An 11,798-nucleotide genomic window follows, 5' to 3' on the forward strand; every position below is an offset into this window, starting at 1 on the left:
TATGTATTAAAGGTTTAAAATGTATTCAATGACTGGAAACCAAAAAACATAACTTTTTCTGCAAATTTTCTGCACAAACAAAAAAGGGTTACACGTTAAAAACGTATAACCCCTTTGTTTATATGTGATCGCAGGAGGATTCGAACCTCCGACCGTCTGCTTAGAAGGCAGATGCTCTATCCAGCTGAGCTATGCGACCGACACCATTTTTTCAAATGTGGGTGCAAACTTAGTGAAATTTATAGACTGGTAAAACCAAAATCAATTAAAATTTTTATTATTTCGTGAATGCGCTAAAATATGGCTACGACCTGCCATCATATTGGTCGAAATTCTCCCATAATTGATCTAAGACTTTATAGAATATTTCAAATTCTTCTTCTGTGATACCCAGGGTACTAGCCTTTCTTAAATCTTTAATAAAAGGCATAACCTCTTTCATAAGATTAGAGCCTTCTTCGGTCATTACCAATTTAAAACGTTTTTGATCATCCCTAAATCTAGACTTTCTTAAGAGTCCTTTTTTACATAAACCGCTAATAACTCTAGATGTTGTTGCGCGATTTCTAAAATTAGATTTAGCAATATCTGCTTGCGAAGCATCTTTGCCTTCTAGGTGTACGCGTTGTAAAATAACCCATTGCTCAATAGTTAAATCGATACTGTTTTCTGCAAATACCTGTAAAAAAGTACTTTGTACTTTTTTTAGGGTGCGGTCAATGTAAACGCCGAATCCCTCAGTCCTATCCATAATTTTCGTGCTTATTCTCCCAAAAGTAACGGAGTTTACCGTTAATTTTGTTGTTAATGCAACAAAATTAAAAAATAATTGTAATTTTACTTCTGCTAAGAAGGTCTAAAATCGGAGTCATGCAATTAGGTTTTAAGAATTATATTTTAGAAGATAGCACCTATAAAGGTGGAGGTAAAAAAATGATAATGCCAGATGGCGTTACGGTGCACAAACTATCTTCCAATGAAAATCCGTTAGGGTATTCACCCAAAGTGAAGCAGGCGCTCGTAAATACTTTAGACGATTTAAGTTTGTATCCTGATAATACTGATATTCGATTAAGAAAAGCATTGGTTACTGATTTCGACGGTGTTTTGGGTGCAGATAATTTTATAACCGCAAATAGCGGTTCTGAAATTATTGATATGATTTCAAAAGCTTTTTTAAGTGAAAATGATGAGGTAATAGTTAGTCAGCCTTGTTTTCTGCCTTATACAGCTTTTACACGATGGATGGGAGCAAAGGCGATCAATGTGTCCATGACCGAAGATTATAATTACAACCTAGATGGTATTCTTAATGCTATTACAGATAAAACAAAACTAGTATTTCTTGCCTCCCCAAATAATCCATCAGGAAATTATATTCCAATGGTTGACTTGCAAAAGTTTATTGATAGGTTACCTGAACACGTAGTTTTGGTATTAGATGAAGTATACAGACATTTTGCGGAAGCAGAAGATTACACGTCGGGTATTCCATTTGTTGTAGATGGTAAAAATGTAATTGCCATAAACAGTTTTTCAAAGACATATGGTTTGGCTGGTCTACGAGTAGGTTATTGCTATGCGCCATTAGAAATCAGCAATTATATGAGAAAAATATGTAAACCGTTCTTGCTTTCTTCATTGGCTTTGGAAGGTGCAATTGCAGCATTGGAAGATGTTGATTTTGTAAATAAAACGGTAGACCTGGTAAAAGAGGAACGCAAGTTTGTTTTGAACGGACTTACTGCTTTGGGGGTGAAATATTGGCCAACACAGGGTAATTTTGTGCTAATCGATCCGCCAGTATCAGATACGGAGTTCACAGCTTTTTTAGAGCAAAGGGGAATTATGGTACGCCCAGTAGGTAATTTTGGTGCCCCGGGTAAAGTGCGAATTTCATTTGGTATTAGAGAGGCCAATACGGCATTTTTGGATGCTTTAGAAATTTTAATGAAAACCCAAACTACAATAGCCTAATATTTTTTAACACACATGTTGCATAAGCAACAATAAACAAGATAAAAATTTAAATTCATAGACTATGTCAACGTCAACAGCGGTAGAAAACAAACACAAAGAGGCACAAGATTTTATGCCGATCAATGGTACAGATTATTTAGAGCTGTACGTAAGCAACTCAAAACAAGCTGCACATTATTATAAAACTGCATTCGGTTTCAAGTCTTTAGCATATAGAGGTTTAGAGACTGGTAGTAGAGAGTTTGAGTCCTATGTGATAGAGCAAGACAAAATTAGATTAGTATTGACCTCTCCATTAAAAAGTGGAACAGATGTAGGTAGACATATCGACAAACATGGCGACGGTGTAAAAGTAACGGCTCTTTGGGTAGATGATGCTACATATGCATATGAAGAGGCAGTGAGAAGAGGGGCTAAAAGTTATATGGAGCCAGTAGCGGAAGAGGATGAGCATGGAAAGGTAGTTCGTTCCGGAATCTATTCTTACGGTGAAGTGGTTCATATTTTTGTAGAGCGAAAAGATTATAAGGGTACTTTTCTTCCTGGTTATAAAAAATGGGAAAGTGACTACCAGCCTCCTTCAACAGGTTTAAAGTTTGTAGACCATATGGTAGGTAATGTGAATGAGGGTCAAATGAATTATTGGGTAGATTTCTATGCCAATGTAATGGGCTTTAAGCAGATAATGTCCTTTGATGATAAAGACATTTCAACAGAATTTACTGCATTAATGAGCAAGGTAATGAGTAACGGAAACGGTCGTATCAAGTTTCCTATCAATGAACCGGCACCAGGAATGAAAAAATCTCAAGTAGATGAATATTTAGAATTCTACGAAGGTGAAGGCGTACAACATATTGCTGTAGCTACAGATGATATTGTAAAAACGGTTTCTGACTTAAAAAGTAGGGGGATAGAGTTTCTTACCATACCAACAACGTATTACGATGTTCTGACGGAAAGAGTTGGTGAAATTGATGAGGATATAGAGTCTTTACGTAAGTTAGGTATTTTAGTTGACCGTGATGATGAAGGGTATTTGCTTCAAATATTCACTAAAACCGTTCAAGCAAGACCAACAATGTTTTTTGAAATTATTCAGAGAAAAGGAGCTACTTCTTTTGGGAAAGGAAATTTCAAGGCATTATTTGAGGCTATTGAGCGTGAGCAAGAATTAAGAGGAACTTTATAGGTTAAACAGATTTCTTGAGCAACCAAGAATAGTGTATTTTTAAAAGAAGGATCAAGAATTCTTAAACTACCTCGCGGCAAGTTCGTAAGGTGTTCTTAAGAATCAACTTTAGAATTTCGAGGTAAGCCTCGTAGTATTTAATCTCGATAATCGAGTAAAACGAACGTATATGCCTATATATCATAAACAAGGAGCATTACCTCCTAAGCGACATACGCAGTTTAGAAAACCAAATGATGAGTTGTATTCAGAGCAATTGTTCGGTACAATTGGGTTCGATGGTATGTCTTCTATATTATATCACCATAATAGACCTACTATGGTCAAGGAGATTTTAAAGAGTACCAACGTCTCTCCTAAAATTGCCTTGGAGAAGAATATACGTTCGTTAAAACTGGTAAGTTTTAACGCTCCTGCTAAAGATGATTTTTTAGAAGCTCGTGAACCTTTATTAGTAAATAGTGATATTATTATAGGGGTTGCAGCACCAAGAAAATCGCTACGAGAGTATTTTTATAAGAATACCGATGCCGATGAAATGTTGTTCATTCATAAGGGTACTGGTACTTTAAGAACCATTTTCGGACAAATACCCTTTGTATATGGAGATTATTTAATAATTCCCCGAGGAACAATTTATCAGATAGATTTCGATAGTGAAGATAATCGCATATTGTATGCTGAATCGTTTTCACCAATTTATACACCAAAGCGTTATCGTAATTGGTTTGGTCAGTTATTGGAACATTCCCCATTTTGTGAGCGAGATTATAAATTGCCACAGAACCTAGAAACGTTCACCGATACCAATGAGCATTTAATAAAGGTGAAGAAGCAAGGTGTTATACATGAAATGGTCTATATAGGGCATCCTTTTGATGTTGTGGGATGGGATGGTTATAATTTCCCTTACGGATTTTCCATTCATAATTTTGAGCCTATTACAGGGCGAATTCATCAACCACCTCCGGTGCATCAGACTTTTGAGACGAATGCCTTTGTCATATGTTCTTTTGTGCCTCGTTTGTACGATTATCATCCGCTTTCTATACCAGCTCCTTATAATCATTCGAATATAGATTCTGATGAGATGTTGTACTATGTAGATGGTGATTTTATGAGTAGAAACGGCGTACAACCAGGTAATATATCATTGCATCCGGCAGGTATACCTCATGGTCCGCACCCTGGTGCTGCAGAACGTAGTATAGGTCAAAAAGGTTCTGAGGAATTAGCGGTAATGATAGATACGTTTAAACCTTTAATGGTCACCGAAAATGCATTAAAATTAGATGACGGCGACTATTATCAATCTTGGTTATAACAGAAATAAGGAAACACTTGGCAAAACTAAAAACATGGGTGTCTATACCTAAAAATTCAGATTTTTCAATCTATAATCTTCCCTTTGGAATCTTCTCATTAAAAGGTGATCGGCCAAGGGCAGGTATTGCTATTGGAGAACAGATAGTTGATTTATCCGTTTTGGCAAATTTAGGCTTGTTAGAAGTTAATGCTTCCTATTTTAAGAATTCCGCTTTAAACGATTTCATTTCTTTAGGAAAGAAAATCACTAATAAGGTACGTTTAGATGTACAACGATTGTTGACCATTGAAAACTCTCCGCTAAAAATTCATTCAGCAGCTTTTATTTTTCAGAAGGATGTAAAAATGCATTTGCCAATACATGTCGGCGATTATACCGATTTCTATTCAAGTATAGAACATGCTACCAATGTGGGAAAAATGTTTCGTGACCCAGAGAATGCATTGTTACCGAACTGGAGACATATACCGATAGGGTATCATGGTCGTGCTTCTTCGATAGTGATAAGCGGTACAAATATTCATAGACCCATGGGGCAAGTGAAGACCAATGATATGAAAGTACCAGTTTTTAAAGCATCCGGTAATCTAGATTTCGAATTGGAAATGGGCTTTATAGTCGGTAAAGGCACCAATTTAGGAGAGCGTATTTCAACCAAAAATGCCGCTGAACATATTTTCGGTTTAGTTTTATTCAATGACTGGTCTGCACGCGATATCCAGAAATGGGAATATGTACCATTGGGTCCATTTTTAGGTAAAAGCTTTGCGTCATCTATGTCTCCATGGATTGTAACTCTTGAGGCATTAGCACCTTTTAAAGTTCAAGGTCCGTTGCAAAAACCTGAGGTGTTATCTTATTTGCAATATGAAGGGGAAAATAATTATGATATAAAATTAGAAGTGTCGATGTCTTCGCAATCTTCTGGTGATACTGTAATCAGTACATCTAATTTTAAATTCATGTATTGGAATATGATGCAGCAATTAGCGCACCATACAGTTAATGGGTGTAATGTAAATGTAGGCGATGTAATGGCTTCTGGAACAATATCAGGAAAAGATGAAAGTTCTTTTGGCTCACTTTTAGAAATTTCATGGGGCGGTAAAAAACCTTTTAAATTGAAAGATGGGAGTGAACGCACTTTTATTGAAGATAACGATACCGTAACTATGCGTGGTTTCGCTGAAAAAGAGGGAAAGCGAGTAGGTTTTGGAGAAGTATCGGGAACTATATTACCAAGTAAATAAATTAGAACACTAAAGCAATGTCAAATAAGGAGGAAATAAATTCTATAGATCCAAACAGTATTTCACAACAAGAGTTACATGGCTATTTATTGTCTGCCGTGGCGCCAAGACCAATCTGTTTTGCTAGTACGATAGATAAGGATGGAAATGTAAATTTGAGTCCTTTTAGCTATTTTAATCTTTTTAGTGTGAATCCGCCAATCATGATATTCTCTCCTTCTCGAAGAGGCCGTGATAATACAACCAAACATACATTAGAAAATGTTCTAGAAGTAAAAGAGACAGTCATCAATATTGTAAATTATGATATGGTAGAACAAATGTCTTTATCAAGTACCGAATATCACAAAGGCGAAAATGAATTCGTAAAAGCAGGCTTTACACAAGTACCAAGTGATAAAGTACAACCACCAAGAGTAGGGGAAGCTCCTGTTGCTTTTGAATGTGTGGTCGATAAGGTAATAGCACTGGGCGATGGTCCAGGGGCAGGTAACTTGGTACTGGCAAAAGTGGTACAGATTCATATAAAGAAAGCTTATCTCGATGCGGAAGGAAATTTAGACACTCCGAAGTTAGATTTAGTGGCGCGAATGGGGGGTAATTGGTACTGCAGAGCAAATGGTGATGCCTTATTTGAAATACCTAAACCAATACGAACAAAAGGAATCGGAGTAGATAGGTTGCCTGAAGCTGTTCGTAATAGCTCAGTTTTAACGGGTAATAATTTAGGTCGATTAGGAAATTTAGAAGAATTGCCTACAAAAGAATCTATTAGCCGAATTGCAGAACATCACGAAGTAAAATCCATTTTAAAAGGAGGTATAAAAGTTTCTGAAATTCATAAGCTAGCCCAAAAATGGTTAGAAGAAGGTAAGACGGAAGATGCTTTGGCATTACTACATCTTTAAAATTTTCAGGTATTTATTGAAATTCCTTATATGGGTAGTTTTCTATGCTAAACTAAAGGTTATCTGGTTCTATATGAATTAATACATGACAGAGATTAGGAATCTCGGCCTTTAAATGGTCTTGAAGCAAGTGGGCGATATCGTGCCCTTTGGTTACTGAAATATCACCATCTACCATAGCATGTAAATCTACATGAAACTGCATACCGGCTTTACGAATAAAGCATTTTTCTGTTCCTGATACTCCCGGGACTTCTAATGATTTTATACGTATGATCTCTAAAAGGTCATCGTAACGTTGTTCATCCATAATCTCACCAAGGGCAGGTCTCAAAATTAAATAGCTATTATAAAGAATAAAGCCCGATGCAAGTAATGCAGCCCAATCGTCTGCAGTTTCGTAGCCTTTGCCAAAAATAACAGCAATAGAAATTCCAATAAAAGCCATAACAGAAGTAATTGCATCGCTTCTATGGTGCCAAGCATCTGCTTTTAAAGAGGTGCTATTGGTTTCCTCACTTTTCTTGATGACGATTCGATATGAGATTTCTTTCCACACAATTATTAAACCTAGCACGATTAATGTCCATTTTTTTGGAACTTTATGTGGAGTCTGAATATTCTCTATACTTTCATAGGCAATAACCGTTGCAGAAATCACCAAAAATGCTACTACTAAAAATGTAATAATCGGTTCTATTTTTCCGTGTCCGTATGGGTGATTTTCATCTGCTGGGCGTTCTGCGTATTTGAATCCCAAGAGCACTAAAATGGAAGAAAAAATATCGGTAGTAGATTCAATAGCATCTGCTATAAGTGCATAGGAATTACCAAAAAAACCAGCAAACCCTTTAATTAATGCCAAGGCAATGCTTCCGATAATACTAAAATAAGTGGTCTTGATAGCAGTTTGTTCGATACTCATGAAGCAAAGGTAATGGTCTCAGAAATCACAGAATATTTTTAAGTGAATTTAATCTCATTTTTAAATAAAATATACCGTTGTTAATTTGCCTTTTCGTATGCTTCTTTTAACCATCCAATTAATTCATTGTCGACTTGCGCGGCATCGGTGAGTTGAACTCTATGAGTGCACATGGTGCCAAAAGGGCCAGAAGATTCTAACCGGTCGTTTTTAGGTTTATCTTTTATTTTAAGTCCGAGGTCAATTCGGGTTTTAGTGGCAGGGTTTATAAGAGCGAATTGCCTTTTTCGTATCAAACTAACAGTGGTTTTTTTAGGGGTAATAGTAATGTCGTTGCCAAATCTTCTTATTACTTTTAAAAGGGCATTGTAGATAGGGATTAAACTCTCTTTTCCTTTGTACTGTTGTTCAACAAGATTGGCTGGACTACTGCTTTCTTCCTTGGATAAAGTGACTATTGTATTAGCAAAACCGTGGGTGACACCATGTTCTTTTTTTAGGAAATTAACGCCTTCAGAATGTTTGGTGAAAGACTTTGATTTTAGAACTGATTTCCATTCGTTTAAAGACTTACCAGTTTTTTCGGGCATATTGTCAATCATGGTTAGTAGCGCCTTGTCCATTTTGATGTTGATTTGAAATTTAATTTACGAAAATTAATATTGATTTTATTTTTTATCTACACAGATTAGTTTCTCCAATATATTTTAAATACTTGATTTTTAAGTGCTTTGTTCATAGAAAAAATACAAAATCAATCACAAGATTATCAATCTAGCAATAAAAAACGGCACAGTTATTTTATGAATAAAAATAAGACGATTAACTTATTTACATATACACTTACAATTATTAGTGCTTATATTAGGTAAGACAGAAATACGACGAACACATGGCATTAAAAGTTGCAATTAAACATAAGACAAAATATATCTACGATAGAAGCATAAATCTATCTCCACACATATTTAGATTGCGACCTGCACCACATAGTAGAACCCCTATTGAAGCCTACTCCATAAAAATAAAACCAGAAAATCATTTCTTTAATTGGCAGCAAGATCCGTTCGGTAATTATTTGGCCCGAATTGTATTTCCAGATAAGACTACCGAACTTTCTATAGATGTCGAAATAATTGCTGATTTAAAAACAATTAATCCGTTCGATTTCTTTGTTGAGGAAACAGTAGAAGAGTTTCCATTTACCTATTCTGAAGAGTTGAAAAAAGAGCTTTTACCTTATTTGGAGAAGGTAGAAAGTGGTCCACTTTTAAAAGATTGGTTGGCAAAAATTGATATGACACCTAAACGTAGTATCGATTTTTTAATTGGATTGAACAGCAATTTGTACAATTATTTGAACTATACCTTGCGTATGGATCCTGGGGTGCAAACGTGTGAAGAAACTTTAAGCAGTAAACTAGGTTCTTGTAGGGATTATGCTTGGTTGTTAGTACAAACATTACGTCATTTAGGCTTAGCTTCACGTTTTGTTTCTGGGTATTTAGTTCAATTGAAGTCCGACGAAAAATCTATAGATGGCCCATCGGGTCCTGAAGAAGATTTTACGGATTTACATGCGTGGGCCGAAGTGTATTTACCTGGTGCGGGATGGATCGGCTTAGACGCCACATCTGGTCTATTGGCTGGTGAAGGTCATATTCCTTTAGCATGTACACCTTCTTATGAAAGTGCAGCACCTGTTAGCGGATTTGCTGATTTTGCCGAAACTACCTTTGAATTCGAAAATTCAGTTACCCGTATTTTCGAATCTCCCCGAGTTACCAAACCTTACACTGAAGAGCAATGGAAAGCCATTTATGATTTAGGCTTTGTGGTCGAAGATGAATTACAGGCGAATGACGTTCGATTAACCATGGGTGGTGAACCAACTTTTGTTTCTGTAGATGATATGGAGTCAGGGGAATGGAATACCGAGGCTGATGGTGATCACAAACGCAAGCTGGCAAGTAAATTGTCTTTAAGATTAATGGATGTGTTCGGTACAGGAGGAGTCTTACATCATGCGCAAGGAAAATGGTATCCTGGTGAACCTTTACCACGGTGGTTAATTGGTATCCATTGGCGTAAAGATGGATACCCTATTTGGAGAGAACCGAAATTATTGGCCTCCTTTGCAGAAAGTTATAAATTACCCGTAAATATTACGGAGGCATTCTTAAAAACATTGTCCAAATTTTTAGGGACTGACGATGAATCTGTTACCCCTGCATACGAAGATGCTTTTTACTTTTTATGGGAAGAAGGTAAATTACCTATAGATGTAGATCCTAAAAAGTACAATAAAAACGATACACATTTACGACGGAAGTTGGGTGATATTTTAGAGCAAGGTATCGGTAAGGCCGTAGGTCATGTTTTCCCATTGGTAAAGAAAAATGGTAGATGGATTACCAATCGATGGGAGTTTAGAGGAAAGCATTTATTATTGACACCTGGTAATTCATCTATAGGGTTGCGATTACCATTAGACTCTTTGCCAAAAAATCCAGAGATTCCATCAGAGCCAACTGCAGAGCCAGAACTTTTTGAGAAACGCCCTGAATTACCTGCTTATGGTATCGATTTAAAGCGAAGAAAAAGAAGTAAATCGCAAAAGAGAGATAAAAATCAACCTTTTGTTCGAACAGCAATTTGTGCTGAGGTTCGAGAAGATAAATTATACTTGTACTTACCACCTTTAGATAGCGCAGAAGACTTTCTAGATTTAGTGGCGAGTATAGAGGCAACCGCTAAAAAATTAAATGCTCCGATAATTTTAGAAGGCTATGAGCCGCCACGCGATAACCGTTTGGAGGTATTGAAAGTTACACCTGATCCGGGTGTTATCGAAATAAATGTTCATCCAGCAAATAACTGGCAAGAACTAACGGATAATACGTTGACGCTTTATACTGAGGCTAAAAAAGCGCGTTTAGGCACAGAGAAATTTATGCTCGACGGTAAGCATACCGGTACTGGAGGGGGAAATCACGTTACCTTGGGTGGGGTTACCCCAGCGGATAGTCCACTACTTCGAAATCCACAATTATTGAGAAGTTTATTGACGTTCTGGCAACATCATCCGGGACTTTCTTATCTGTTTTCTGGAGCGTTTATAGGGCCAACGAGTCAAGCACCGCGAGTTGATGAGACTAGATTAGAAAACTTGTATGAGCTAGAGATTGCATTTTCGCAAATACCCGAAGATAAAGAAGTGCCATTTTGGTTGACCGACCGTTTGTTTCGTCATTTATTGACCGATATTACAGGAAACACCCATAGGGCAGAATTTTGTATCGATAAATTATATTCCCCAGATTCTTCTTCAGGCAGGTTGGGCATATTGGAACTTCGTGCCTTTGATATGCCACCGCATGCACAAATGAGCTTAATGCAGATGTTATTGGTGCGTACATTGGTATCTTGGTTTTGGAAAAAACCATATAAGCATAAATTGGTTCGTTGGGGTTCTGAACTTCATGACAAATTTTTGTTAGAGCATTATGTGAAAGAAGATATAAAAGATATCGTTGAGCAATTAAACAATGCGGGCTATCCGTTTAGGTTAGATTGGTTCGACCCTTTTTTCGAGTTCCGTTTTCCTTTGTATGGCATGGTAGAAATAAATGCGATGCAATTAGAACTTCGAATGGCCATAGAACCTTGGAATGTATTGGGCGAAGAAATGACTGGGCGTGGTACTTCCCGTTATGTCGATTCTTCCTTAGAACGTATACAGGTAAAACTAAATAACTTCACGATAGAAAGGTATACGTTAACGTGTAATGGAATAAAAGTAGACCTTAGTCCTACAGGAACAAAAGGCGAGTATGTGGCAGGTGTTCGCTTTAAGGCGTGGGATCCTTGGTCTGCCTTACACCCAACTATTGGTGTAGATACACCCTTGGTATTTGATATTGTAGATGATTGGAACCAAAAATCTATTGGCGGTTGTACTTATTTTGTGGCACACCCTGGCGGACTCTCCTATGATAATTACCCTATAAATAGTCTTGAGGCCGAATCTCGAAGAATAAATAGGTTTTGGGATATTGGCTTAACCCAAGATGAAGAGACACCTAAAGAATTGATCGCTACAACAAATTTTACCGGTAGAATGGTAGAACCTAAATCAGGTTCAAATACATTTGTATATAAGGAGATGCCGGTAAATCCTGAGTATCCACATGTAACCGATTTACGTAAAAAGTAA

At 36.9% G+C, this 11,798-nt stretch carries 9 protein-coding genes and 1 tRNA gene; 6 read left to right on the forward strand and 4 right to left on the reverse strand.

Annotated elements, in window-relative coordinates:
- Nucleotides 1–125 precede the first annotated feature (125 nt).
- Nucleotides 126–199, reverse strand: a tRNA-Arg gene (locus AACZ49_RS02295).
- Between the two features lie 105 nt (nt 200–304).
- On the reverse strand, nt 305–751 hold the full coding sequence (locus AACZ49_RS02300) for a MarR family winged helix-turn-helix transcriptional regulator (RefSeq protein ID WP_339651168.1): 447 nt from the start codon (nt 749–751) through the stop codon (nt 305–307).
- A gap of 119 nt (nt 752–870) precedes the next feature.
- On the opposite strand from AACZ49_RS02300, the gene AACZ49_RS02305 reads away from it, so the two are divergent.
- From AACZ49_RS02305 to AACZ49_RS02325, 5 genes are all read left to right on the forward strand, one after another.
- Nucleotides 871–1,977 (forward strand): histidinol-phosphate transaminase, encoded by a 1,107-nt coding sequence (locus AACZ49_RS02305; protein WP_339651170.1) that lies wholly within the window; start codon nt 871–873, stop codon nt 1,975–1,977.
- A 64-nt stretch (nt 1,978–2,041) separates the two neighbouring features.
- Nucleotides 2,042–3,172 carry a 4-hydroxyphenylpyruvate dioxygenase gene (gene hppD, locus AACZ49_RS02310; RefSeq protein ID WP_339651172.1) on the forward strand — a complete coding sequence of 377 codons (1,131 nt, stop codon included), beginning with the start codon at nt 2,042–2,044 and terminating at the stop codon, nt 3,170–3,172.
- A gap of 169 nt (nt 3,173–3,341) precedes the next feature.
- A complete protein-coding gene (locus AACZ49_RS02315) occupies nt 3,342–4,496 on the forward strand; it encodes a homogentisate 1,2-dioxygenase (RefSeq protein WP_339651174.1) in 1,155 nt (384 codons plus the stop codon).
- A 17-nt stretch (nt 4,497–4,513) separates the two neighbouring features.
- On the forward strand, nt 4,514–5,749 hold the full coding sequence (gene fahA, locus AACZ49_RS02320; protein WP_339651176.1) for a fumarylacetoacetase: 1,236 nt from the start codon (nt 4,514–4,516) through the stop codon (nt 5,747–5,749).
- A gap of 17 nt (nt 5,750–5,766) precedes the next feature.
- Complete coding sequence (locus AACZ49_RS02325) at nt 5,767–6,657, forward strand: flavin reductase family protein (RefSeq protein ID WP_339651177.1); 891 nt, start codon at nt 5,767–5,769, stop codon at nt 6,655–6,657.
- Between the two features lie 52 nt (nt 6,658–6,709).
- Here the strand turns inward: AACZ49_RS02325 and AACZ49_RS02330 are convergent, their stop codons facing one another.
- The gene (locus AACZ49_RS02330) at nt 6,710–7,582 is read right to left on the reverse strand and encodes a cation diffusion facilitator family transporter (RefSeq protein ID WP_339651179.1); all 873 of its coding nucleotides are present in this window, start codon (nt 7,580–7,582) and stop codon (nt 6,710–6,712) included.
- An 80-nt stretch (nt 7,583–7,662) separates the two neighbouring features.
- Nucleotides 7,663–8,205 (reverse strand): DUF4287 domain-containing protein, encoded by a 543-nt coding sequence (locus AACZ49_RS02335; RefSeq protein ID WP_339651181.1) that lies wholly within the window; start codon nt 8,203–8,205, stop codon nt 7,663–7,665.
- 269 nt (nt 8,206–8,474) lie between these two features.
- Between AACZ49_RS02335 and AACZ49_RS02340 the strand changes: the two genes are divergently transcribed.
- On the forward strand, nt 8,475–11,798 hold the full coding sequence (locus AACZ49_RS02340; RefSeq protein ID WP_339651182.1) for a transglutaminase family protein: 3,324 nt from the start codon (nt 8,475–8,477) through the stop codon (nt 11,796–11,798).

The sequence above is a fragment of the uncultured Maribacter sp. genome (assembly GCF_963975365.1).
In the GTDB taxonomy this organism is placed as follows: domain Bacteria; phylum Bacteroidota; class Bacteroidia; order Flavobacteriales; family Flavobacteriaceae; genus Maribacter.